The sequence below is a fragment of the Knoellia sp. B-D-2 genome (assembly GCF_057714695.1).
Window position 1 is genome coordinate 3,034,505 of record NZ_CM173189.1, and the last position, 22,671, is coordinate 3,057,175.

At 71.8% G+C, this 22,671-nt stretch carries 22 protein-coding genes; 14 read left to right on the top strand and 8 right to left on the bottom strand.

Features of this window, described 5'->3' with window-relative positions:
• Window positions 1-38 precede the first annotated feature (38 nt).
• From AC3EU2_RS14345 to AC3EU2_RS14385, 9 genes are all read left to right on the top strand, one after another.
• On the top strand, window positions 39-1,340 hold the full coding sequence (locus tag AC3EU2_RS14345) for a hemolysin family protein (RefSeq protein WP_488176966.1): 1,302 nt from the start codon (window positions 39-41) through the stop codon (window positions 1,338-1,340).
• Complete coding sequence (era, locus tag AC3EU2_RS14350) at window positions 1,333-2,295, top strand: GTPase Era (RefSeq protein WP_488176967.1); 963 nt, start codon at window positions 1,333-1,335, stop codon at window positions 2,293-2,295. The genes AC3EU2_RS14345 and era overlap by 8 nt, the downstream gene beginning before the upstream one ends.
• Before the next feature lie 176 nt (window positions 2,296-2,471).
• Window positions 2,472-4,307 (top strand): BCCT family transporter, encoded by a 1,836-nt coding sequence (locus AC3EU2_RS14355; protein WP_488176968.1) that lies wholly within the window; start codon window positions 2,472-2,474, stop codon window positions 4,305-4,307.
• Between the two features lie 42 nt (window positions 4,308-4,349).
• Window positions 4,350-5,387, top strand: a complete 1,038-nt coding sequence (locus tag AC3EU2_RS14360) for an aspartate-semialdehyde dehydrogenase (RefSeq protein WP_488176969.1) — start codon at window positions 4,350-4,352, stop codon at window positions 5,385-5,387.
• Window positions 5,380-6,168 (top strand): dimethylargininase, encoded by a 789-nt coding sequence (gene ddaH, locus AC3EU2_RS14365; protein WP_488176970.1) that lies wholly within the window; start codon window positions 5,380-5,382, stop codon window positions 6,166-6,168. The genes AC3EU2_RS14360 and ddaH overlap by 8 nt, the downstream gene beginning before the upstream one ends.
• A 264-nt stretch (window positions 6,169-6,432) precedes the next feature.
• Complete coding sequence (gene leuA / locus AC3EU2_RS14370; protein ID WP_488176971.1) at window positions 6,433-8,184, top strand: 2-isopropylmalate synthase; 1,752 nt, start codon at window positions 6,433-6,435, stop codon at window positions 8,182-8,184.
• Between the two features lie 154 nt (window positions 8,185-8,338).
• Window positions 8,339-9,148, top strand: a complete 810-nt coding sequence (locus tag AC3EU2_RS14375; RefSeq protein WP_488176972.1) for an alpha/beta fold hydrolase — start codon at window positions 8,339-8,341, stop codon at window positions 9,146-9,148.
• On the top strand, window positions 9,145-10,119 hold the full coding sequence (locus AC3EU2_RS14380; protein ID WP_488176973.1) for an alpha/beta fold hydrolase: 975 nt from the start codon (window positions 9,145-9,147) through the stop codon (window positions 10,117-10,119). Before AC3EU2_RS14375 ends, AC3EU2_RS14380 begins: the two co-directional genes overlap by 4 nt.
• 1 nt (window position 10,120) lies before the next feature.
• The gene (locus tag AC3EU2_RS14385) at window positions 10,121-11,557 is read left to right on the top strand and encodes a WS/DGAT/MGAT family O-acyltransferase (RefSeq protein WP_488176974.1); all 1,437 of its coding nucleotides are present in this window, start codon (window positions 10,121-10,123) and stop codon (window positions 11,555-11,557) included.
• Between the two features lie 15 nt (window positions 11,558-11,572).
• Here AC3EU2_RS14385 and AC3EU2_RS14390 read toward each other — a convergent pair whose 3' ends face one another.
• Both AC3EU2_RS14390 and AC3EU2_RS14395 read right to left on the bottom strand, forming a co-directional pair.
• Complete coding sequence (locus AC3EU2_RS14390; protein ID WP_488176975.1) at window positions 11,573-12,196, bottom strand: alpha-ketoglutarate-dependent dioxygenase AlkB; 624 nt, start codon at window positions 12,194-12,196, stop codon at window positions 11,573-11,575.
• A gap of 145 nt (window positions 12,197-12,341) precedes the next feature.
• On the bottom strand, window positions 12,342-13,241 hold the full coding sequence (locus AC3EU2_RS14395; protein WP_488176976.1) for a GNAT family N-acetyltransferase: 900 nt from the start codon (window positions 13,239-13,241) through the stop codon (window positions 12,342-12,344).
• A 112-nt stretch (window positions 13,242-13,353) separates the two neighbouring features.
• Here AC3EU2_RS14395 and recO point away from each other — a divergent pair, with 112 nt between their 5' ends.
• Both recO and AC3EU2_RS14405 read left to right on the top strand, forming a co-directional pair.
• Window positions 13,354-14,079, top strand: a complete 726-nt coding sequence (gene recO / locus AC3EU2_RS14400; protein ID WP_420184642.1) for a DNA repair protein RecO — start codon at window positions 13,354-13,356, stop codon at window positions 14,077-14,079.
• Window positions 14,076-14,891 (top strand): isoprenyl transferase, encoded by an 816-nt coding sequence (locus tag AC3EU2_RS14405; protein WP_488176977.1) that lies wholly within the window; start codon window positions 14,076-14,078, stop codon window positions 14,889-14,891. Before recO ends, AC3EU2_RS14405 begins: the two co-directional genes overlap by 4 nt.
• On the opposite strand, the gene AC3EU2_RS14410 is transcribed toward AC3EU2_RS14405, so the two are convergent.
• The 6 genes from AC3EU2_RS14410 to AC3EU2_RS14435 are packed head-to-tail and all read right to left on the bottom strand — an operon-like array spanning window position 14,866 to window position 18,881.
• A complete protein-coding gene (locus tag AC3EU2_RS14410; RefSeq protein ID WP_488176978.1) occupies window positions 14,866-15,270 on the bottom strand; it encodes a hypothetical protein in 405 nt (134 codons plus the stop codon). The two genes, AC3EU2_RS14405 and AC3EU2_RS14410, sit on opposite strands and share 26 nt — an antisense overlap.
• Window positions 15,271-15,314: 44 nt before the next feature.
• Window positions 15,315-15,758, bottom strand: a complete 444-nt coding sequence (locus AC3EU2_RS14415) for a Fur family transcriptional regulator (protein ID WP_488176979.1) — start codon at window positions 15,756-15,758, stop codon at window positions 15,315-15,317.
• Complete coding sequence (locus tag AC3EU2_RS14420; RefSeq protein ID WP_488176980.1) at window positions 15,755-16,810, bottom strand: metal ABC transporter permease; 1,056 nt, start codon at window positions 16,808-16,810, stop codon at window positions 15,755-15,757. The genes AC3EU2_RS14415 and AC3EU2_RS14420 overlap by 4 nt, the downstream gene beginning before the upstream one ends.
• A complete protein-coding gene (locus AC3EU2_RS14425; protein ID WP_488176981.1) occupies window positions 16,803-17,624 on the bottom strand; it encodes a metal ABC transporter ATP-binding protein in 822 nt (273 codons plus the stop codon). Before AC3EU2_RS14425 ends, AC3EU2_RS14420 begins: the two co-directional genes overlap by 8 nt.
• Window positions 17,621-18,556: a metal ABC transporter substrate-binding protein gene (locus tag AC3EU2_RS14430; protein ID WP_488176982.1), complete on the bottom strand. Its 936-nt coding sequence runs from the start codon at window positions 18,554-18,556 to the stop codon at window positions 17,621-17,623. Before AC3EU2_RS14430 ends, AC3EU2_RS14425 begins: the two co-directional genes overlap by 4 nt.
• 43 nt (window positions 18,557-18,599) lie before the next feature.
• Window positions 18,600-18,881 (bottom strand): DUF6703 family protein, encoded by a 282-nt coding sequence (locus AC3EU2_RS14435; RefSeq protein WP_488176983.1) that lies wholly within the window; start codon window positions 18,879-18,881, stop codon window positions 18,600-18,602.
• Between the two features lie 66 nt (window positions 18,882-18,947).
• Here AC3EU2_RS14435 and AC3EU2_RS14440 point away from each other — a divergent pair, with 66 nt between their 5' ends.
• The 3 genes from AC3EU2_RS14440 (at window position 18,948) to AC3EU2_RS14450 (ending at window position 22,670) form a co-directional block, all read left to right on the top strand.
• Window positions 18,948-20,372, top strand: a complete 1,425-nt coding sequence (locus AC3EU2_RS14440) for a glycine--tRNA ligase (RefSeq protein ID WP_488176984.1) — start codon at window positions 18,948-18,950, stop codon at window positions 20,370-20,372.
• Window positions 20,373-20,512: 140 nt separating this feature from the next.
• Window positions 20,513-21,439: a hypothetical protein gene (locus AC3EU2_RS14445; protein ID WP_488176985.1), complete on the top strand. Its 927-nt coding sequence runs from the start codon at window positions 20,513-20,515 to the stop codon at window positions 21,437-21,439.
• A 139-nt stretch (window positions 21,440-21,578) separates the two neighbouring features.
• Window positions 21,579-22,670 (top strand): CE1758 family FMN-dependent luciferase-like monooxygenase, encoded by a 1,092-nt coding sequence (locus AC3EU2_RS14450; protein WP_488176986.1) that lies wholly within the window; start codon window positions 21,579-21,581, stop codon window positions 22,668-22,670.
• The last annotated feature ends 1 nt before the right edge of the window (window position 22,671 follow it).

The window sequence follows — 22,671 nt, forward strand, 5'->3', positions numbered from 1 at the left end:
GGCGCCTCCACGGTGTCGGGACCCCGGACGGTGGCGCCATGACCAGGCTCGTCGTCCTCAGCATCGTCGGTCTCGTGCTCGCCTTCGGGCTGTCCGCGGCCGAGGCGGCACTGCACCGGATGTCGCGCGTGCGCGCCCAGGAGCTGCACGACGAGGGCCGTCCCGGTTCGCAAGCACTGCTCACCGTGGTCGGTGACAGCGCGGCATACCTCTCGGTCCTCGCCTTCGTGCGCGTCATCGCGGAGATGACGACCGCCGTCCTCGTGACGACCGCCGTCTTCCGCACCGTCGACGGCACGTGGAAGCCGCTCCTCGTCGCCATCGCGATCATGGCCGTCGTCTCCTTCGCCCTCGTCGGGGTCTCGCCGCGCACGCTGGGCGGGCAGAACGCCACGAGCGTCTCGCTCATCGCCGCGCCCGTCGCGCTCTGGCTGCGGCGCGTGCTGGGGCCGCTCTCCCGCCTGCTCGTGCTCTTCGCCAACGCGGTCACGCCGGGTCGGGGCTTCCGCGACGGGCCGTTCGACAGCGAGTCCGAGCTGCGTGACCTCGTCGACCTCGCGGGGGAGTCCTCGCTCATCGAGGCCGGCGAGCGACGGATGATCCACTCCGTCTTCGAGCTCGGTGACACCCTCGCGCGTGAGGTGATGGTCCCGCGCACCGACATGCTGACCATCGACGGTGACCGCGTCGCGCGCCAGGCCATGAACCTCTTCCTCCGCAGCGGCTACTCGCGCATCCCCGTGACCGGCGAGGACTCCGACGACGTGCTCGGGCTCCTGTACTTCAAGGACGTCGTCCGCCGGCTCACCGCGGACCCGGCCGTCGCGTCGGTGCGCGTGTCCGAGCTCATGCGGCCCATGCCGTTCATCCCCGAGTCGAAGCCGGTCGACGCGTTGCTGCGCGAGATGCAGCGCGACCAGATCCACTTCGCCCTCGTCATCGACGAGTGGGGCGGCACCGCCGGCCTCGTGACGATCGAGGACATCATCGAGGAGATCGTCGGGGAGATCGCCGACGAGTACGACCGCGAGACACCCGACCTCGAGGAGCTCGCCGACGGCAGGTGGCGGGTCGACGCGACGATGGACATCGACGACCTCGCCGAGCACCTCGGCGTGACGATCGAGGAGGACGAGGTCGACACCGTCGGTGGGCTCATCGGCAAGACGATCGGACGGGTGCCGATCCTGGGCTCCACGTGCGAGGTCGCCGGGCTGCGTCTCACCGCCGAGCGGATGGCGGGTCGCCGCCACCGCATCGCCACCGTGATCATCGAGCGCATCGACCCCCACGACCGCGCCATGATGGAACCAGCCGAGTCCGGGAGTGCCCATGAGTGAAGACGCCACCACCCGCCCCGACGCCGTCGACGGCGGGGACGCACCCCCCTACAAGGCCGGGTTCGCCTGCCTCATCGGCCGTCCCAACGCCGGCAAGTCGACGCTGACCAACGCCCTCGTGGGCGAGAAGGTCGCGATCACCTCGAGCAAGCCGCAGACGACCCGGCACACGATCCGCGGCATTGTCAACGCCCCCGCGAGCCAGCTGATCCTCGTCGACACCCCGGGCCTGCACAAGCCCCGGACCCTGCTCGGTGAGCGCCTCAACGACCTCGTGCGCGAGACGCTCCTCAACGTCGACGTCGTCGGCTTCTGCCTCCCCTCCGACCAGCGCATCGGCCCCGGCGACCAGTACATCGCGCGCGAGCTCGTCGAGCTCCGCCAGGCCAGACGCACCCCGGTCATCGCGCTGGCGACCAAGTCCGACAAGGTCGACCGGCAGCGCCTCGCCGAGCACCTCATCACCATCGACCAGCTGGGCGAGTGGGCCGAGATCGTCCCGTGCTCGGCCACCCGGGGAGACCAGGTCGACACCGTCGGCCAGGTGCTCGCGAAGTACCTGCCGTCGTCGCCGGGACCCCTCTACCCCGACGACGTCCTCACCGACGAGCCGCTGACGATCATGATCGCCGAGCTCGTCCGCGAGGCGGCGCTCGAGGGCGTGCGCGACGAGCTGCCGCACTCGCTGGCGGTGGTCGTCGACGAGATGATCCCGCGCGAGGACCGCCCTGCCGGGAAGCCGCTCATGGACGTGCGCGTCAACGTCTTCGTCGAGCGGTCGTCGCAGAAGGCCATCGTCATCGGCCGGGGTGGCTCGCGGCTGCGCGAGGTGGGCGCCACCGCCCGCGAGGGCATCGAGAAGCTGCTCGGCCAGCGCATCCACCTCGACCTCCACGTCAAGGTCGCGAAGGACTGGCAGCGCGACCCGAAACAGCTGCAGCGACTGGGGTTCTGACCCCTCGACCCCACGGCACGTGGGGGAGGTCACGTCGTCACGGGCTGCTCTCGAGTTGAGTTGTGCCGGGATGCTCGGCAGGGTGGGGCGCTGCAACCGACGCTGAGCACACGGCATACGAGCCGCACACGTGACTGACGAGAACCCGAAGGAGCGGCGTCCGCGCCGACACACCTGTGACCACAGAACTCTTGAAGACCGGGCCGACCGGGCCCGCAGACGCCGCCGGCGGACGCGACGTCCACGACGGACCACTGACCGACGAGACCCCCCACCCCGCACTGGACCACCAGGTCGAGGAGCACCGGGCGGCGGAGCCGCAGAAGCTGGACACCGTCGTGTTCGGCGTCACTGCCGCCATCGCCATCGGCTTCGTCATGTGGGGGTTCGTCAGCACGGAGACGCTCGGCTCGGCGTCCTCGTCCGGTCTCGGCTGGGTCGTGCACAACATGGGCTGGCTGTTCTCGCTCGTGGCCTCCGGCTTCGTCGTCTTCGTCATCTGGCTCGCCGCCAGCAAGTTCGGCCGGATCACCCTGGGCCGTGACGACGAGCAGCCAGAGTTCCGCACCATCTCGTGGATCGCGATGATGTTCTCGGCGGGCATGGGCATCGGCCTGATGTTCTACGGCGTCTCCGAGCCGGTCGCACACCTCGTCGCTCCGCCCCCCGGCACCGGTGTCGCGGGCAACCCCGAGGCCGTGCAGACCGCCATGGCGACGACGCTGTTCCACTGGACGCTGCACCCGTGGGCGATCTACGCCGTCGTGGGGCTCGCCGTGGCCTACGGCGTCTTCCGCCGCGGACGCTCGCTGCTCATCAGCTCGGCCTTCGCGCCGCTGCTCGGCGAGCGCCGCGCGAACGGCCCGGCGGGCCGGGTCATCGACATCCTCGCGATCTTCGCGACCCTCTTCGGGTCGGCGGCCTCGCTCGGCCTGGGCGCCCTGCAGATCGGCTCCGGCCTCGAGATCGTCACCGGTCTCGACCGCACCGGGAACGGCGTGCTCGTGGCCATCATCACCGTCCTCACGCTGTGCTTTATCGTGTCGGCGGTCTCCGGGGTCTCCAAGGGCATCCAGTGGCTGTCGAACACCAACATGGTGCTCGCGCTGGTCCTCGCGCTCTTCGTCTTCGTCGTCGGCCCGACCGTGTTCATCCTCAACCTCGTGCCGACCGCCGTCGGCAGCTACTTCCAGGACCTGGCGATGATGTCGGCGCGCACCGACGCCGCCGGGGGCGACGCCATGCAGACGTGGCTGTCGGGCTGGACGATCTTCTACTGGGCCTGGTGGGTCTCGTGGACGCCGTTCGTCGGGATGTTCATCGCCCGCATCTCGCGGGGCCGCACCATCCGCCAGTTCGTCACCGGCGTCCTGCTCGTCCCGAGCCTGGTCTCGCTCGTGTGGTTCGCGATCTTCGGCGGCGCCGGCATCGCGACGCAGCGCGGCGGCACCGACCTCGCCGGTGCCGACACCCCCGAGGCGACCCTGTTCACCATGCTCGAGACGATGCCCCTGTCGACGGTGACGTCGATCCTCGTCATGCTCCTCGTCGCGATCTTCTTCGTCTCCGGGGCCGACGCCGCCTCGGTCGTCATGGGCACGCTGTCCGAGCGGGGCACGCTCGTCCCGAGCCGTCCGACGGTCATCTTCTGGGGCGCCGCCACCGGCGCCGTCGCGGCCGTCATGCTCCTCGTCGGGGGCGCCGACGCCCTGTCGGGCCTGCAGAACATCACGATCGTCGCGGCCCTGCCGTTCCTCGTCGTCATGGTGGGTCTCGCCGTCTCGCTCGTCAAGGACCTGTCGAGCGACCCGCTCATCGTGCGACGGGCGTATGCCGTCGCCGCGGTCGAGCAGGCCATCGTCGCCGGGGTGACCGAGCACGGTGACCACTTCACGCTCACCTACGAGGGCGCCGTCCCCGGCGAGGGAGTCGGTGAGCTGGTCACCCCGTCGGGCGCCGGTGCCGCCGACGCTTCCCCCGAACCCGGGTTCCGGTCCGTGCCCACGACCTGAGCGGCACGTCACACCGGCTCGCACGGCTCCTAGACTGGGGCCATGCGAGTCGGTGTCTTCGGAGCGACCGGTCAGGTCGGCAAGGTCATGAGAGCTCTCCTCGAGCAGCGCGGGTTCCCGGTCGAGGAGATGCGCTACTTCGCGTCCGCCCGGTCGGCGGGGACCACGCTGCCGTGGATGGACACGCAGGTCACCGTCGAGGACACCTCGACGGCGGACTTCGCCGGGCTCGACCTCGCCCTGTTCTCCAACGGCGGATCGACCTCCACGGAGTGGGCGCCCCGGGTCGCCGCCGCGGGAGCGGTCGTCGTCGACAACTCCTCGGCCTGGCGGCGTGACCCGGAGGTCCCGCTCGTCGTCGCCGAGGTCAACCCCGACGACCTCGACTCGATCCCCAAGGGGATCGTCGCCAACCCCAACTGCACGACGATGGCCGCCATGCCGGCGCTCAAGCCGCTGCACGACGTCGCCGGTCTCGTCGCCCTGCGTGTCGCGTCCTACCAGGCCGTCTCAGGCTCGGGCGGCAAGGGCGTCCAGGAGCTCGACGGCCAGCTCCGCGGGGCGTATGCCGCGGGCGACCCGACCGGGCTCGCGCTCGACGGCCGTGCCGTGCCGCTCCCCGCGCCGAACGTCTACGCGGTGCCGGTCGGCTTCAACGTCATCCCGCTGGCCGGGTCGATCGTCGACGACGGCTCGCTGGAGACCGACGAGGAGCAGAAGCTCCGCCACGAGTCGCGAAAGATCCTGCACGTCCCCGACCTCCGGGTGTCCGGCACTTGCGTGCGGGTGCCGGTCTTCACCGGCCACTCGCTCGCCATCCACGCGGAGTTCGCCGACGACCTCTCTCCCGAGCGGGCGCTCGAGCTGCTCGGCAAGGCGCCGGGCGTCGTCGTCACCGACGTCCCCAACCCGCTCGACGCGGCCGGTCGCGACGAGGTCTTCGTCGGCCGGGTGCGCGTCGACCAGGCCGCACCCCAGGGCCGGGGCCTGACCCTGTTCGTCGTGGGTGACAACCTGCGCAAGGGCGCCGCGCTCAACGCCGTGCAGGTGGCCGAAGAGCTCGCCCGCCGCCGTGGCTGAGCCCTCCACCACGGTTCCCGGTCGCCTCGCTCTCATCCGCCGTCCCGGTCCGTTGCTCGCCAACGGCCTCGTGACGCACCTCGAGAAGTCGAGCGTCGACCTCGACCTCGCGCTGCAGCAGTGGGACGCGTATGCCGTGTGCCTGCGGTCCGCGGGCTGGGAGACCCTCGAGGTCCCACCGGCCGACGACTGCCCCGACGCGGTGTTCGTCGAGGACGCGGTCGTGGTCGCGGGCGACCTCGCCGTCCTCACCAATCCCGGTGCGGCAGAACGGAAGCCGGAGGTCGGCGGGGTCGAGGGCGTCGTACGTGACCTCGGCTACCGGGTCGTGACGATCGCCGACCCGGGCACGCTCGACGGCGGAGACGTCCTCAAGGTGGGGGACACGGCATACGTCGGGTTGGGTGGGCGCACCAACGGCGCCGGCATCGCCCAGCTCGAGGGGCACCTGCGGGGCGTCGGCCTGCGCACCCAGGCCGTGACCGTCGACCTCGCGCTGCACCTCAAGTCGGCCGTGACGGCCCTTCCCGACGGCACCGTCGTCGGGTGGGACCCGGTCGTGGACTGGCCCGACGCCTTCCCCGTCTACGAGGGTGTGCCCGAGGAGGGTGGCGCGCACGTCGTCGTCCTCGACGAGAGGCTGCTGCTCATGGCGGCGAGCGCCCCGAGGACGGCCGAGCTGTTCCGGGGGCGCGGGTACGACGTCGTCACCGTCGACATCAGCGAGTTCGAGAAGCTCGAGGGCTGCGTCACATGCCTGTCGGTGCGCTGCCGCGGCTGACCACCCCCGCCCCGGTCCTCACGAACGCGTGACCTGCCACGCGTTCGTGAGGACCGTGAGCCGGCGCCGCCTGTCCGGATGGTGACCGGATCGAGGCGCGACATCGACGGATCCGCGCCCACGCGGCATACTCGACGTCGTGCAGCACCGTCTCCTCCTTCTCTGCCGCGGCGAGGCCTGAATCGGCCCTCCTCGTCGCGGCTCGCTGTGCCCCGGCTGAGCAGCCCGCAGAGCACACCGACGAGAAGTGAGTAGAGGCGCACCATGATTCACCCCCAGCAGTCCTCCGGGATGCCGACCACGAAGTACCTGCCGTTCCAGGACCAGATCGAGGTCCACCTGCCGGACCGCACCTGGCCCGACCAGGTGATGAGCAAGGCACCGCGCTGGTGCGCCGTCGACCTGCGCGACGGCAACCAGGCGCTCATCGACCCGATGGACTCCGAGCGCAAGATGCGGATGTTCAAGCTGCTCGTCCGCATGGGCTACAAGGAGATCGAGGTCGGTTTCCCGAGCGCGAGCCAGACCGACTTCGACTTCTGCCGCGAGCTCATCGATGGCGGGCACGTCCCCGACGACGTCACCATCCAGGTGCTCACCCAGTGCCGGGACCACCTCGTCGAGCGGACCTTCGACGCGATCCGCGGCAGCAAGCAGGCGATCGTCCACTTCTACAACTCGACGTCGGTGCTCCAGCGACGGGTCGTCTTCGACCTCCCGCAGGAGGGCATCATCGACATCGCCCTGCAGGGTGCGCGGCTGTGCCGCAAGCTCGAGGAGACCGTCCCCGAGACCGACGTGTACTACGAGTACTCCCCGGAGTCCTACACCGGGACCGAGCTCGAGTTCGCCGTGCGCGTCTGCAACGAGGTCATCGCCGTCATCGACCCGACGCCGGACCACAAGATGATCATCAACCTGCCGGCGACGGTCGAGATGGCCACTCCCAACGTCTACGCCGACTCGATCGAGTGGATGGTGCGCCACCTCGACCGGCGCGAGTCGGTCGTCGTCAGCCTGCACCCGCACAACGACCGCGGCGAGGGCGTGGCGGCCGCCGAGCTCGGCTACCTCGCCGGCGCCGACCGCATCGAGGGCTGCCTGTTCGGGAACGGGGAGCGCACCGGCAACGTCGACCTCGTCACCCTCGGCATGAACCTCTACAGCCAGGGGATCGACCCGCAGGTCGACTTCTCCGACATGGCCGAGATCCGGCGCACCGTCGAGTACTGCAACCAGCTGCCGGTCCACGAGCGGCACCCGTGGGGTGGCGACCTCGTCTACACCGCCTTCTCCGGCTCGCACCAGGACGCCATCAAGAAGGGCCTCGACGACATGGAGCGCCGTGGCAGGGCCGCGGGCAAGACCATCGACGAGCTCGACTGGGGCGTGCCCTACCTGCCGATCGACCCGCACGACATCGGCCGCTCCTACGAGGCCGTCGTCCGCGTCAACAGCCAGTCCGGCAAGGGCGGGGTCTCCTACCTGCTCAAGGCCGAGCACGGGCTGGACCTGCCGCGCCGCCTCCAGGTGGAGTTCAGCGGAGTGGTGCAGAAGCGCACCGACGCCGAGGGTGGCGAGCTGACCGCGTCCGAGATCTGGCAGATGTTCTCCGACGAGTACCTCCACGCGGAGGTGCCCGAGGAGCGCTGGGGCCGTTTCACCCCGGTGCGCTCGACGGTCAGCGGTGCCGAGGACGGCGTCGACGTCATCGAGGCCACGGTGCTCGACCACGGCGAGGAGGTCGAGCTGTTCGGCCGTGGCAACGGACCGATCGCCGCCTTCATCGAGGCCCTGTCCACCGTCGGTGTCGACATCCGCGTCCTCGACTACGCCGAGCACGCGCTGTCCGCCGGTGGCGACGCGCGGGCCGCGGCCTACGTCGAGTGTGCGGTGGGTGAGCGTGTCCTCTGGGGCGTCGGCCTGCACGAGTCCATCGTCAAGGCGTCGCTGCGCGCAGTGATGTCCGCGGTCAACCGGGCCGAGCGCGACGCGCTCCTCGTCGTCCACGGCTGACCGGCTCGCCCGGCGGGCAGCGCGCTGGGGGCCCGCCCCCAGCGCGGCAACCGCCGATGTGCGACCGGGGAGCCGTGCGCGGTGGGATGATGCGATCACGGGACGTCGTTCGTGATGACCGAACCACCCGCGACGAGGACGGGCAGGTGGTCGTGTGGGCATCGGCGAGGTGCTTCCCGACGCGACCGAGCCCGAGTACCTGCGAGCGGTCGGACGCATCCCCGGCCGTGCCCTCTGGCTCACCGAACCGGTCCGGGCCGTCGTCGACGCGGGCCTGCTGGTGGCGGCGACGCCGTGGCTCGCCGCGGCCAAGAACGGCGACGGCCACGGGGTGCTCGTGCTGCCCGGCCTCATGGCGAACGACGGCAGCACCAAACCGCTGCGGGCCTACATCCGGCGCCGCGGGTACTACGTCCGCGGGTGGCGGCTGGGCCGGAACCTCGGGCCCACCTCGACCATCCTCGAGGGACTGCCCGGCGGGCTCCGGGACCTGGCCGAGACCACCGGGGGGCCGGTGTCCGTCATCGGCTGGAGCATGGGCGGGATCTTCGCCCGTGAGCTGGCGCGGAGCCACCCCGACGAGGTGCGACAGGTCATCACGCTGGGGAGTCCCATCGGCGTGGCCCACGGCCACCGCACCCGGGCGGACCGGACCTACAACCTCCTGTCCGTGATCCACGCCCGCGGAGGCGAGTTCCCGCCACGCGCCCAGCTCGCCAGGCCCGTGCCGGTGCCCTCGATCTCCGTCTACAGCAGGCTCGACGGCATCGTCGGGTGGCGGTCGTGCCTCGCCGAGCCGAGCGACACCCACCAGAACATCGAGGTCCGCTGCGCGCACCTCGGGTTCGGGGTGGACCCCGCCACCCTGTGGGCCGTCGCCGACCGGCTCGCCCAGCCACCGGGCCGGGTCGAGCCCTTCGACCCACCGCGCGCCCTGCGCGCCTTCTACGGGAGCATCACGTGACGGCACACGACGTCGAGCCCGCCGTGCGCACCGGACCCGCACCCTGGTCGTTCACCGGTGACACCGGGGCGACCGGCTTCGTCTCCGACCTCGACGGGGGTCCGGTCCACTGGGTGCGGTGGGGAGACGCCGGCCGCACCGACACCGACCCCTTGCTGCTCGTCCACGGGCTCGGCGGCAGCCACCTGAACTGGTGCCTCGTGGCGCCGGACTGGGCGAGGGACCGGTCGGTGTTCGCCATGGACCTGCGGGGGTTCGGGATGACCCCGGGCTTCCCTCGTCCGACCAGCGTCATCTCGAACCGGGACCTCGTGATCGCCTTCATCGAGAAGGTCGTCGGTCGACCGGTCGTCCTCGTCGGGAACTCCATGGGCGGCATGGTCAGTGCGCTCGTCGCCGCGAGCCGGCCGGACCTGGTCCGGGCCACCGTCCTCGTCGACCCGGCGCTGCCCCTCGTGGCGGCCAGGCCGGACCCGCGGGTCGCCGCCCGGTTCGGACTGTTCGCCATCCCGAGGGTCGCGGAGGGTGCCATGCGCCGCAACCGGGCGCGGCTGACGCCCGAGGCCCTCGTCGGACAGCTGGTCTCCCTCTGCTTCGCCGACCCGACCCGGATCGACGCCGCGGTCCTCAGGGAGCTCGCGGCACTGGCGAGGGCGCGCGCGGCCGACCCGGGCCAGGGCGACCTCGAGAGAGGTTTCACCGGCGCCGCCCGCTCGCTGCTCCTCCTGCTGGGGCAGCGAAGGCGCTACGCGCGCCTCCTGGCCGGGCTCGAGGAACCGGTCCTGCTCATCCAGGGTGACCGGGACCGCCTCGTCCACGTCGACGCGGCCCGCCGGGTCGCCCGCGACAACCCGCGATGGACCTACGTCGAGCTCGCGGGTGTCGGTCACACGCCCCAGCTCGAGGTGCCGGGGGAGATCGTCCGCCTCGTCCGCGGGTGGCTCGTCGACGTCATCGGGGCGAGGGCCTGAGATGCGACGGCTCTCGGGTCTGGACGCCGCCTTCCTCGCGCTGGAGACACCCACCTCGACGGGGCACGTGGGGGGACTCAGCATCCTCGACGCCCGCGAGGGTTCCCCCGCGCTGACGTTGGCGCACCTCACCGCCCTCCTCGAGTCACGCATCGGCGCGGTGCCGGTCCTCCGGCAACGGCTCATGACGGTCCCGCTCGGCATCGACCAGCCGGTCTGGGTCGACGACGTCCACTTCGACATCGGCTACCACCTGAGGGAGCTCGCCCTGCCCGAGCCCGGGTCGGACGAGCAGCTCGCCGAACAGGTGGCCCGCATCCACGCCCGACCCCTCGACCGTGCTCGGCCGTTGTGGGAGGCGTACCACATCAGCGGTCTCACGGGCGGTCGGACCGCGCTCTACACCAAGGTCCACCACGCGGCGATCGACGGGGTGAGCGGCGCCGAGCTGCTCATGGTCCTCTTCGACCTCTCGCCCGAGGCCCACGGCGTCCCGGAACCCGCCCCGTTCTCACCCCGGCCGGAGCCGCGACGCTCCGTGCTCGGCGCCCGAGGTCTGGTCAGGCTGGCCTGGCGTCCGGTCGAGGTGACGAGGATCGCGACCCGGGCGGTCCGGGCCATCCCCGCAATGGGACCCATCGTCGGACCGGTCGTGGCTGCCTGGGTCGGTGCGGGTCGCGCGGGGGAGGCGGACGGACAGGTCCTCACGTCCCCGACGCCGCTCGTGGCGCCCCAGACCCCCTTCAACGTCGCCATCTCCCCGCACCGCAGGTTCGCGTTCGGCTCGCTGTCACTGGCCGACGTCAAGCTCGTCAAGAACACGTTCGGGGTCTCGGTCAACGACGTCGTCATGGCGATCTGCGCCGGTGCCCTGCGCTCCTGGCTGATCGCGCACGACGCGCTTCCTGACGGTCCGCTCGTGGCGATGGTCCCCGTGTCGATCCGCTCGGATGCGTCGGACCAGCCCGGCAACAAGGTGTCGGCCATGCTCGCCGCGCTGCCCACGAACGTCGAGGACCCGGTCGAGCGCCTCAGCGTGACCCGCAGGGCCACGGCCGTGGCCAAGTCGCAGCAGGCGTTCATCCCCCAGGGCCTCGTCGACGAGGTCACCGACTTCGCCCCGCCCGCCCTGACGGCCCGGGTGGCACGGGTGACGTTCGCGAGCAGGGTCCTGCACCGGCTGCCGGCGTTCAACGTCGTCATCTCCAACGTTCCCGGACCCAACATCCCCGTCTACCTCGCCGGGGCCCAGCTCCTGGCCCACTACCCGGTCTCGGTGGTCACCGATGGCGTCGCCCTCAACATCACCCTCATCGGCTACCTCGACCAGCTCCACTTCGGGATCACGGTGGCTCGGGAGGTCATGCCCGACGTCGACGAGGTCATGGCGGACCTGGGCCGTGAGCTGGCCTTGCTCGTCGAGGCCGCACGCGCCTGACGGTGCGCCGGGCCCTCAGCGGATGCCGCGGGGGCGGAACTGGACCGAGATGCGTGGTCCCACCGGTCTGCCCGTCTTCGGGATGGCGTGGTCCCAGGTGCGCTGGCAGGACCCGCCCATGACGACGAGGTCACCGTGGCCCAGCGAGAAGCCGATCGACGAGCCGCCGCCGCGCGGCCGGAGCATGAGGGAGCGGGCCGACCCCACCGACAGGATCGCCACCATCGTGTCGGCGTCCCGCGCCCGACCGATGCGGTCGCCGTGCCAGGCGACCGAGTCGCGCCCGTCGCGGTAGAGGCACAGCCCGGCCGAAACGAACGGCTCACCCAGCTCGGCGGCATACCGCTGCGAGAGCTCGTCTCGCGCCTGCGCCAAGGCCGGGTGGGGGAGCGGCTCACCCTCGTCGTAGAACGCGAGCAGCCTCGGGACGTCGACGACCCGGTCGTACATCTCCCGCCGCTCGGCCGTCCACGGCGCCTCGTGGTGGAGCGCGTCGAAGAGCAGGTCGGCGCCGGTCAGCCAGCTGGGCTGGTAGTCGACCCAGGCGCCGCGCGAGAGCAGGGTACGGGTCGGCGCCAGCCGGCCGAGCTCGATGGCGTCGCCGGTGTCGAAGAGCGAGTGCTGGAGGACCGCGTCCATGACGCCGACGATAGCGCAAGTCGAACGCGTGTTCTAGTCCATGGCCGCGAGTCGGATCGTCAGCGTCGCCCACGTCCGCGGGCCGCCCGCTTCCTCGCGTGGCGGGATCGCCCACCGCGGTGTGTGCCGGGCAGGCCCGTGCTGTTCAGAGGGTGGTCTGCCAGTGGTGGTAGGTCTTCGTCACGACCATCCCCACCTTCTCGTAGACCCCCAGCGCTCCGGTGCGCGAGTCGGTCGACAGCTCGCTGCGGACTGCGCCGCGGGCGCGGGCGCGTTCGAAGGCGTCGACGAGCAGCGCCCGGGCCAGGCCGCGGCCCCGCTGGTCGCGGCGCACGGCGAGCTGGTCGACGTAGCCGAACTCGCCGGCCTGGATGAGGAACGCCGTCCCGACGGGGGTACCCGCTGGGTCCGTGACGAGGCGGATCTGCCAGGGCTCGAACCCGGGCCGGCGCAGCGTGTTGGCCGCCCAGTCGTCGAAGGAGGAGGCCTGGCGCTCGGGCCACTCGTTGAAGGCGTCCTCGACGAGGCGGTAGGTGACCTCGTCGTCCTCGCCCGGCACGAAGTCCCGCAGGGCGTAGCCCTCGGGCAACGGCTGGCGTTCGATCGCCGCCCCCTCGGGCACCTCCAGCACCCACGACGTCCATCCGCGCTCGTAGCCGAGGTCCTGGAACATCCGCTCGGCGTCCCCTCCGGCCGGCACGCTCTGGCCGACGACGCTGCCGCCGTTGCGGGCCGCGGCCTCCCGGGCCCACGCGACGAGCCAGGTCCCGATTCCGCGGCCCCGGTGGTCGGGGTGGACGGAGATCTCGGCGCGCCGCCCCTTGTAGACCTCTCCGGCCGCGACCATGACGTCGCCGTCCAGGACGGCGATGCTGTCGCGCTCGAGGGAGAAGCTGGGGCGCTGCCAGTCACCCTCGATGTCCTCGAGCTCGACCGCGACCTCTCCGGTGTCGTGCTCCTCGGCGGCCGCGAAGACCCCGAAGACGTCCGCGGCGTCCGTCGGTCGGCAGGGTCGGGCGGTGAGGCCGGCGGGCAGCTCGCTCATGACCTCGAGGATGCCGCACCCGCGGGGCCGGCGCCTCCGGTTTCGGCGACGGGCACCGGGGGGAGCGGCACGGCATACCGGCTTTGTCGGCACCGCGGGGGAGACTGGTGGGGTGCCGCTCTACCGTGACCAGGGGATCGTGCTGCGCACCCACAAGCTGGGTGAGGCGGACCGGATCATCACGGTGCTCACCCGCAGCCTCGGCAAGGTCCGCACCGTCGGCAAGGGGGTGCGCCGGACCAAGTCCCGCTTCGGCGCCCGGCTCGAGCCGGGGATGCTCGTCGACCTCCAGTGCTACGAGGGCCGCACCCTCGACACGGTGACCCAGGCCGAGACGCTGGAGTCGTGGGGTGACGTCGTCTCGCGCGACTACGGCGCGTGGACGGCCGCCAACGCCGTCCTCGAGACGTGCGACCGGCTCACCGAGGAGCGCGAGCCGGCGCTCCAGCAGTACCTCCTCGTCACGGGCGCGCTGCGCTCGCTCGCGGGCAAGGAGCACGACCCCAACCTCGTCCTCGACGCCTACCTCCTGCGCGCGCTCGCGATCGCCGGCTGGGCGCCGAGCTTCCACGACTGCGCCAAGTGCGGGTCGGAGGGTCCGCACCGCGCCTTCCACGTCGTGTCCGGTGGCGCCGTCTGCTCCGTATGCCGTCCGCCCGGGTCGTCCGCGCCCGCGCCGGAGACGCTCCGCCTCCTCGCGGCGCTGCTCGCCGGCGACTGGTTCGTCGCGGACGCGTCCGACCCCCGGCACCGCCGCGAGGGGAGCGGGATGACGACCGCGTTCCTGCAGTGGCACCTCGAACGCGGGGTGCGCTCGCTCCGTATGGTGGAGCGGTGACGAGCCGCCCCTTCGCCCACCCGAGCGGCGCCCGGCCGCCGGCCGTGCCCGCCGCCCAGGTCCCCGGTCACGTCGCGATCGTCATGGACGGCAACGGTCGCTGGGCCAACGCGCGGGGGCTGCCGCGGACCAAGGGGCACGAGGCGGGCGAGGCCGCCCTGCTCGACGTCGTCGCCGGGGCCATCGAGGCCGGGGTGACCCACCTGTCGGCCTACGCCTTCTCGACCGAGAACTGGAAGCGCAGCCCAGACGAGGTGCGCTTCCTCATGGGCTTCAACCGCGACGTCATCCGTCGGCGGCGCGACCAGCTCCACGAGTGGGGCGTGCGGATGCGTTGGGTGGGGCGGCGCCCGCGGCTGTGGTCCTCGGTCATCAAGGAGCTCGAGGTCGCGCAGGAGCTGACCCGGCACAACACCGGCCTCACCCTGTACTTCTGCGTCAACTACGGCGGCCGGGCCGAGCTGGGCGACGCCGCCCGCGCCCTGGCCGAGGACGTCGCGCGCGGGCGCCTCAAGCCGAGGAACGTCGACGACCGCACGCTGGCCCGCTACCTGCCCGAGCCGGACATGCCCGACGTCGACCTCTTCGTGCGCTCCTCGGGGGAGCAGCGGACGAGCAACTTCCTGCTCTGGCAGAGCGCCTACGCGGAGATGGTCTTCCTCGACACCCTCTGGCCGGACTTCGACCGGCGCGACCTGTGGCGGGCCATCGAGATCTACGCCGACCGGGACCGCCGCTACGGCGGCGCGGTCGACCTCGCCGCGTCCGGCGAACCCGCGCCGACGGTCAGCCCGGACCCAGCAGCGCGCTGAGCGGGGCGACCGGGACGACACCCTCCGCGGCGGCGAGCAGGGCGGGGTCGACGCTGACGAGGGCGTCGGCCTGGAGCCGGGTCACCGCGAGGTACTCGGCGTCGCGCAGGGTGTCCCACCCGTGCTCACGCGCGATCCGCCACGCGGTCATCCGGGACACGCGGTCCCCGAGCAGGCGCATCCGCAGCTCGGTCATCCGCTCGTGCGTCGACCTCACGGTCGCCTCGTCGCGCTCACCCCGCAGCACCTCACCGAGCACGAGCTCCAGTGCCTGCGACCGGATCCCGCCGGGTGCGACGAGCTGGTGGCTCGGGTCGACCGTGAGGTCGTGGTCGACGAGGTGCACGAGCGTGGGTGCGTCGATGACGAAGCGGGTCATGCGGGCTCCTCGGTGTCGCCGGTGTCGCCGGTGTCGTCGTGTCGTCAGTGGGAGGTGCAGGTGCCGAACAGCTCGATGGTGTGCGTGACGTCGGAGAAGCCGTGCTGCCGGGCGACCTCCGTGGCCCAGCGCTCCACCGCCGGGCCCTCGACCTCGACGGTGCGGCCGCACTCGCGGCACACGAGGTGGTGGTGGTGGGAGTCGGTCGAGCACGAGCGGTAGGCGGCTTCGCCGTCGTCGGTGCGCAGCACGTCGACGTCGCCGTCCGCGGCCATCGACTGGAGGTTGCGGTAGACCGTCGCGAGCCCCACCGAGGCGCCGCGCGCCTGCAGCTTGGAGTGCAGCTCCTGCGCGGAGAGGAACTCCGACGTCGTCGCCATGAGCTCGGCGAGGGCGGCCCGCTGGCGGGTGGGCCGTCGGCCGGCACCGGAGGAGCCGGCCGAGCCGGACGGACCGGACGTGCCCGTGTGGGCGGAGTGGGTGCTCATCGGCTGGCCCCCTCGGTGCCGGCGCGCCGTCGCGCCCGGCGGCCGTCGCGCCCGGCGGCCGTCCCGTCGTCGTCGCCGTGACCGCCGTGCTCGTCGTGCTCGTCGTAGTGGTCCCGGTGCGGGGCGTGCCGGTGACCGTCGTGCAGGTAGTCGACGTGGTCGTGGTGGACGACCGCGGGGTGGCCGCACGCCGGTCCGTGCTCGTGCTCGTGGCGCTCGGCGCGTTCGTGGGCGGCGCGCCTGGCGCGGCTCACCGCTGCGGTGACGGCGCCCAGGACGAGGAAGGTGGCGATGGCGAGGAGCACGATCGTCCCGCCCGACGGCGTCTCCGCGTAGAACGACACGACGACGCCGCTGACGCTGGACAGGACGCCGATGAGCGAGGCCCAGAGCAGGCTGCTGCGAAAGCTCCGGGAGACGAGCTGGGCCGAGGCGTTGGGGATGATCATCAGCGCCGTGATGAGCAGGAGCCCGACGACCCGCATGGAGACGACGACGGTCACGGCGGTGAGCACCGAGAGGGCGATGTTGTAGCCCATGACCGGCATCCCTGCGGCCCGGGCGTACTCCTCGTCGTTGGCCACGGCGAAGAAGCGGCGTCGCAGCACCCAGGTGACGGTGACGACGACCACGGCGAGCACGGCGAAGACGACGATGTCGGCGCGGCTCGTCGTGAGGATGGCGCCGAAGAGGTAGCCCGTGAGGTTGGCGGGCGAGGTCGCGCTGGACTTCGAGATGAGCACCACGCCGAGCGCGATGCCGCCGTAGAACATCACCGCCAGCGCCATGTCACCGCTGGTGCGACCGGTGGCCCGGATGAGCTCGACGGCCACCGCGGCCGCGACGGCGGCGACGAGGGCGGTGAGGACGGGCATCGAGCCGGTGAGGATCCCGACCGCGACACCGGCGAGGGCCACGTGACCGATGCCGTCCCCGATGAGGGAGAGGCGTCGCTGGACGAGGAAGGCGCCGACGAGCGGCGCCGCGAGCCCGACGAGCACCGCCGCGACGAGCGCCTGCCTCATGAAGTCGAGGGCCAGCAGGTCACGCATGGTGGACCTCGCGCGGGGGGAGGGGGTCGGCCACGATCGCGGCCATGCCGGGCGTGCGCACGCCCGGCCGGTCCGGCGCGTCGTCGTGGTGGTGGCCGTCGCCGGCCTCGTGGCCGCGGTGGGTCGCGAGGTAGTCGTGGGGGGTGCCGTCGTAGTCGACGTGGCCGCCGTCCATGCAGACGATCCGGGTGACGACCTCGTGCAGCGCGGCGAGCTCGTGGGTGACGATGAGCATCGACGTGCCCCGCGCGGCGAGCGCGGACAGCACGTCGGCGAGGATCCGCTGGTTGGCCGCGTCGACTCCGGCGGTCGGCTCGTCCATGACGAGCAGATCCGGGCGGGCGGCCAGGGCGCGGGCGATGAGCACGCGGCGCTGCTGGCCACCGCTCAGCGCGTTGACGTCCTCGCGCTCGCGGTCGCGCAGGCCCACGGCGTCGAGGGCCTCTTCCACGGCGACGGCGTCGGCGGGCCCGGCCGGTCGCCACCACGGGCGCCGGGTGAGGCGACCGACCTCGACGACCTCGCGGACGGTGGCCCGGACCGACGCCGAGAGCGAGTGCCGCTGGGGGACGTAGCCGATGCGCGGCCGGTCGCGGAAGCGGGCGAGCGGGGTGCCGAAGAGCAGGACCTCACCGCCGAGGTGGTCCGAGAGGCCGAGCAGGCCCTTGACGAGCGTCGTCTTGCCCGAGCCGTTGGGCCCCAGCAGCGCGATGACCTCGCCGCGGCCCTGCGACAGGCTCACCCCGTCGACGACCCGACGGTCCGCGTACCCGAAGGACGCCGACCGCAGCGAGATGAGGGGAGTGTCGGTCACCGGCAGCCCTGCCCCTTCGTGAGGGTCGCGAGGTTGGAGCGCATGACCTCAAGGTAGTTCTTCCCGGCCGAGGCGTCGGTCAGCCCCTCGATCGGGTCGAGGACCGCCACGGCCGCGCCGGTCTCCTTCGCGATGGTGTCGGTGAGGTCCCTGCTCACGAGGGTCTCCGCGTAGACCGTCGTGACGTCGTTCTCCCGCACGTGCTCGACGATCTCCTTCATCGCCGCGGCGTTCGGCTCCGTGTCGGGGGAGACGCCGGCGATGCCGACCTGGTGCAGGTCGTAGCGGTCGGCGAGGTAGGCGAACGCCGCGTGCCCGGTGACGAGGTCCCGCGTCGTGCAGGTCTTCAGTCCTGCCGAGAACTCGGCGTCGAGTGCCGTGAGCTCGGCGACGAACGCGTCCGCGTTCTCGGCGTATGCCGTCGCGTCGCCCGGGTCGGCCAGCGCGAGCTTCTCGGCGATCGCCGTCACGGCGGTGGCGTAGCGCGTGGGGTCGAGCCAGAAGTGGGGGTCGACGCCCTCGCCGGTCTCGCCGCCGTGGTCGTGGCCGTCGTGGTTCGCCTCGATCGACAGGTCGACCACCGTCGAGACGTCGAGCGCGGCGTCCGCGTCGACCTGCACGACCGCCTCGTCGACGGCGGGCTGGAAACCCTTCTCGTAGACGACGACGGCGGAGCGGGAGAGTGTGGCGACGTCCTTGGGGGTCAGCTCGACGTCGTGTGGCTCGGCGCCCGGCTTGGTGAGGCTCGAGACGGTGAGGCGGTCACCTCCGACGCGCTCGACGGCATACGCCAGGGGGTAGAAGGCGGCCGTCACGGCGATCGTGCCGGCCTCCGTCGCCGCCTCCCCACCCTCGGACGCGGCCGAGCCGGCGCCGCAGCCGGCCAGGGCCAGCGCGCAGACGAGGGGGAGGGCGAGACGGGTGCGCTTCATGACAATCATTCTCAAATAAAGTGAGAATGAATGTCAACTCGGCTCAGCGGGGGATGGCCTGCGTGATGGTGATCGCCAGGGCCAGAGCGACGACGGCGACGCGCATGAGCCGCTCCTGGGTCGCGAGCCGCGGCCAGCCGAGGACGAGCAGCCACGCGAGGAAGAGGGTGACGAGGGCGAGCAGCACCCAGCCCCACCCGGGGATGAGGGCCCCGGTGACCATGAGGGCGAGGACGACGAGGAACGGGACGGCGCGGGGGAGAGCGGCGATGGTGCGCAGGAGGGGCGCGCTGGCGCTCTCGAGGGATTCGCGAAGGGACGGCACGATCGAGGAGCCTACGTGGGCAAACCGGTGCGGCCACGGTGCGGGGTGGCCAGTAACCTTGCGCCCATGCCCAAGGAGACCTCCACCGTCGATACCGTCGTCAACCTCTGCAAGCGCCGGGGCTTCGTCTTCCCCAGCGGCGAGATCTACGGCGGGACCCGGTCGGCGTGGGACTACGGGCCCCTCGGTGTCGAGCTCAAGGAGAACATCCGGCGCCAGTGGTGGAAGTCGATGGTCATCGCCCGCGACGACGTCGTCGGCCTCGACTCCTCGATCATCCTGCCGCGCGAGACCTGGGTCGCCTCCGGCCACGTGGGCACCTTCACCGACCCGCTCACCGAGTGCCTCAGCTGCCACAAGCGCTTCCGCGTGGACCACATGCAGGAGGCCGTCGCCGACAAGCAGAACAAGCGGGCCGCCGCCGATGCATCCCATGAGCCTGTCGACCCCGACAGTATTTCCTTGACCGACCTCGCCTGCCCGAACTGCGGGACGCGCGGCCAGTGGACCGAGGCGCGTGAGTTCAACATGATGCTCAAGACCCACCTCGGCGTCATCGAGGACGAGGGCGGCCTGCACTACCTGCGTCCGGAGACCGCCCAGGGCATCTTCGTCAACTTCCTCAACGTCATGCAGACCTCGCGCAAGAAGCCCCCGTTCGGCATCGCCCAAACCGGCAAGAGCTTCCGCAACGAGATCACCCCGGGCAACTTCATCTTCCGGACCCGCGAGTTCGAGCAGATGGAGATGGAGTTCTTCGTCAAGCCCGGCGACGACGAGCAGTGGCACCAGTACTGGATCGACGAGCGGACCCGCTGGTACGTCGACCTCGGCATCGACCCGGACAACCTGCGTCACTTCGAGCACCCGAAGGACAAGCTGAGCCACTACTCGACGCGCACCGTCGACATCGAGTACCGCTTCAACTTCACCGGCAGCGAGTGGGGCGAGCTCGAGGGCATCGCCAACCGCACCGACTTCGACCTCTCGACGCACAGCAAGCACAGCGGCACCGACCTGCTGTTCTTCGACCAGACCTCCGGCGAGAAGTACACGCCCTACGTCATCGAGCCCGCGGCCGGGCTGTCGCGCTCGCTCATGACCTTCCTCGTCGACGCGTACGCCGAGGACGAGGCGCCCAACACCAAGGGCGGCGTCGACAAGCGCGTCGTGCTCCGCCTCGACCGCCGCCTCGCGCCGGTCAAGGCCGCCGTCCTGCCGCTGAGCCGCAACGCCGACCTCTCGCCCAAGGCCCGCGACCTCGCGGCCACGCTGCGCCGGAACTGGAACATCGAGTTCGACGACGCCGGCGCCATCGGCAAGCGCTACCGCCGCCAGGACGAGATCGGCACGCCGTTCTGCATCACGGTGGACTTCGACACCCTCGAGGACCAGGCCGTGACCATCCGCGAGCGCGACACGATGGCGCAGGAGCGGGTCGGCCTCGACCAGGTCGAGGGCTACCTCGCCCAGCGCCTCGTCGGCTGCTGACCTTTTCGGCCGATGGCGCGTTCCGGTCGTGCGAGGGCGGCGAACCTGAACGGAATGCGCAATGAGTCGGATGGCGGGGACCGGAATGCGCAATGAGTCGGATGGCGGGGACCGGAATGCGCAATGAGTCGAATGACGGGATGAGCGGCGAGGCCGAGGACGCCGTCGAGGAGGCCGTCGCCGCTGCCGCGGCGGTGCTGTATGCCGTCCCGCAGGCGGAGTTCATCCCCACCCGCAAGGCGTTGGCCGCGACGGCGAAGGCGTCGGCGGGCCCCGCGGCCGGCAAGGCGGTCCTCGCGCTGCGCAAGCCGACCCTCACGGCGTGGGCGATGAACCTCGTGCCACGCGGAGGCGCCGGGGCCCTCACGGACGTGCTCGGGCTCGGCGCCCGCATGCGCGCGGCCCAGTCGACGCTCGACACCACGACGCTCACCTCGGTGCGCGGCGAGCGGGACGCGGCCCTCACGGGATACGTCGGGGCCGTGGTCGCGGCAGCGGAGGCGGAGGGGGCGCTCCTGTCTCCGGCCGCCCGCGAGGAGGTGCGCGCGAGCGCCATCGCGGCGCTCGCCGACGAGACCGCGGCGCAGGCGCTCGCCTCGGGCCAGCTCACGAGGGCGTTGCACTACAGCGGGTTCGGCGAGGTCGACCTCTCCGGCGCGGTGGGGGTGACGAGCTCGGGCTCGATCATGTCGGTGCTCCGGGGTGGCGGACGGTCGTCCGGTGCGCCCGCGGCCCCCGCCACGGCGGGGCGGGCGGGTGCTGCGTCCGAGGACTCGGACGCGCGCGCGGACGCGGACGGGGACGCGGGCGAGGGCAAGGACGAGGACGACGACGAGCTCACCGAGGAGGAGCTGGCCGCAGCCGTCGCGGAGGCGAAGGCTGCCAAGGCGGCGGCAAAGGCGCGGCGCCTGGCGCAGGCCGAGCTCGAGGCCGCGCAGACCGAGATGTCGCAGGCCCAGGCCGGCCTGCGGGCCGCCGAGGACGCCGCGAGGGTGGCGCGCCGGGCGGTCCTCGCCGCCCAGAAGCGCCTCGACTCGGCCCGGGCCGACGTGTCGGGGGTCGTGTGACCAGTCGGGTCTCCCTGGAACCCCGACTCGTCACACCTGCCCCGTCTGGCCGCCCGGACGCCCGGCCGAGGGGAATGTCCGGCGCCCGACCTCGGTTAAATAGATTGAAACATCAACTACTTGAGCAGGAGGAAGGCAGATGGAGTTCGGCATCTTCACCGTCGGGGACATCACGACGGACCCGACCACCGGCCGCGCGCCGACGGAGAACGAGCGCATCAAGGCCACCGTGGCCATCGCGAAGAAGGTGGAGGAGGTCGGCCTCGACGTCTTCGCGACGGGGGAGCACCACAACCCGCCGTTCGCCGCCCCGGCCAACCCCGCGGTGCTGCTCGCCCACGTGGCCGCGCAGACCGAGCGGATCGTCCTGTCCACCTCGACGACGCTCATCACGACCAACGACCCGGTCCGGCTCGCGGAGGACTACGCCTACCTCCAGCACCTCGCGGACGGCCGCGTGGACCTCATCATGGGCCGCGGGAACACCGGGCCGGTCTACCCGTGGTTCGGCAAGGACATCCGTGACGGCATCGACCTTGCGATCGAGAACTACGCGCTCCTGCGCCGGCTCTGGACCGAGGAGGCTGTGACGTGGCAGGGCAGGTTCCGCAGCCCGCTGCAGGGCTTCACGTCGACGCCGCGTCCGCTCGACGGCGTGCCGCCCTTCGTCTGGCACGGGTCGATCCGCAGCCCTGAGATCGCGGAGCAGGCCGCCTTCTACGGTGACGGCTTCTTCCACAACAACATCTTCTGGCCGATGTCGCACACCAGGCAGATGGTCAACCTCTACCGACGCCGCTACCAGCACCACGGCCACGGCAAGCACGACCAGGCCGTCGTCGGGCTCGGCGGCCAGGTCTTCATGCGGGCCAACAGCCAGGACGCGGTGCGGGAGTTCCGCCCGTACTTCGACACCGCCCCCGTCTACGGCCACGGCCCCTCACTCGAGGACTTCGCGCGGGAGACGCCGCTCACCGTGGGTTCGCCCCAGCAGGTCATCGAGCGCTACGGCGCGATGGCCGACCAGGTCGGCGACTACCAGCGCCAGCTGTTCCTCATGGACCACGCGGGCCTGCCGCTCAAGACGGTCCTCGACCAGCTCGACATCCTCGGCGGCGAGGTCGTCCCCGAGCTGCGCCGGATCGCCGATGCCCGCCGACCCGCCCACGTCCCCGCGACCGCTCCGCGCCACGCCGAGCGCATCGCCCGACCCGAGACCGTGGAGGTCTGAG

Bases quoted from the DNA above. Each gene is read 5' to 3' on its own strand.
- AC3EU2_RS14415 (WP_488176979.1), bottom strand. From the start codon at position 15,758: ATGAGCACCCACTCCGCCCACACGGGCACGTCCGGTCCGTCCGGCTCG.
- AC3EU2_RS14385 (WP_488176974.1), top strand. From the start codon at position 10,121: ATGCGACGGCTCTCGGGTCTGGACGCCGCCTTCCTCGCGCTGGAGACA.
- leuA (WP_488176971.1), top strand. From the start codon at position 6,433: ATGATTCACCCCCAGCAGTCCTCCGGGATGCCGACCACGAAGTACCTG.
- AC3EU2_RS14345 (WP_488176966.1), top strand. From the start codon at position 39: ATGACCAGGCTCGTCGTCCTCAGCATCGTCGGTCTCGTGCTCGCCTTC.
- era (WP_488176967.1), top strand. From the start codon at position 1,333: ATGAGTGAAGACGCCACCACCCGCCCCGACGCCGTCGACGGCGGGGAC.
- AC3EU2_RS14420 (WP_488176980.1), bottom strand. From the start codon at position 16,810: ATGCGTGACCTGCTGGCCCTCGACTTCATGAGGCAGGCGCTCGTCGCG.
- AC3EU2_RS14410 (WP_488176978.1), bottom strand. From the start codon at position 15,270: ATGACCCGCTTCGTCATCGACGCACCCACGCTCGTGCACCTCGTCGAC.
- AC3EU2_RS14440 (WP_488176984.1), top strand. From the start codon at position 18,948: ATGCCCAAGGAGACCTCCACCGTCGATACCGTCGTCAACCTCTGCAAG.
- AC3EU2_RS14445 (WP_488176985.1), top strand. From the start codon at position 20,513: ATGAGCGGCGAGGCCGAGGACGCCGTCGAGGAGGCCGTCGCCGCTGCC.
- AC3EU2_RS14360 (WP_488176969.1), top strand. From the start codon at position 4,350: ATGCGAGTCGGTGTCTTCGGAGCGACCGGTCAGGTCGGCAAGGTCATG.
- AC3EU2_RS14430 (WP_488176982.1), bottom strand. From the start codon at position 18,556: ATGAAGCGCACCCGTCTCGCCCTCCCCCTCGTCTGCGCGCTGGCCCTG.
- AC3EU2_RS14390 (WP_488176975.1), bottom strand. From the start codon at position 12,196: ATGGACGCGGTCCTCCAGCACTCGCTCTTCGACACCGGCGACGCCATC.
- AC3EU2_RS14395 (WP_488176976.1), bottom strand. From the start codon at position 13,241: ATGAGCGAGCTGCCCGCCGGCCTCACCGCCCGACCCTGCCGACCGACG.
- AC3EU2_RS14450 (WP_488176986.1), top strand. From the start codon at position 21,579: ATGGAGTTCGGCATCTTCACCGTCGGGGACATCACGACGGACCCGACC.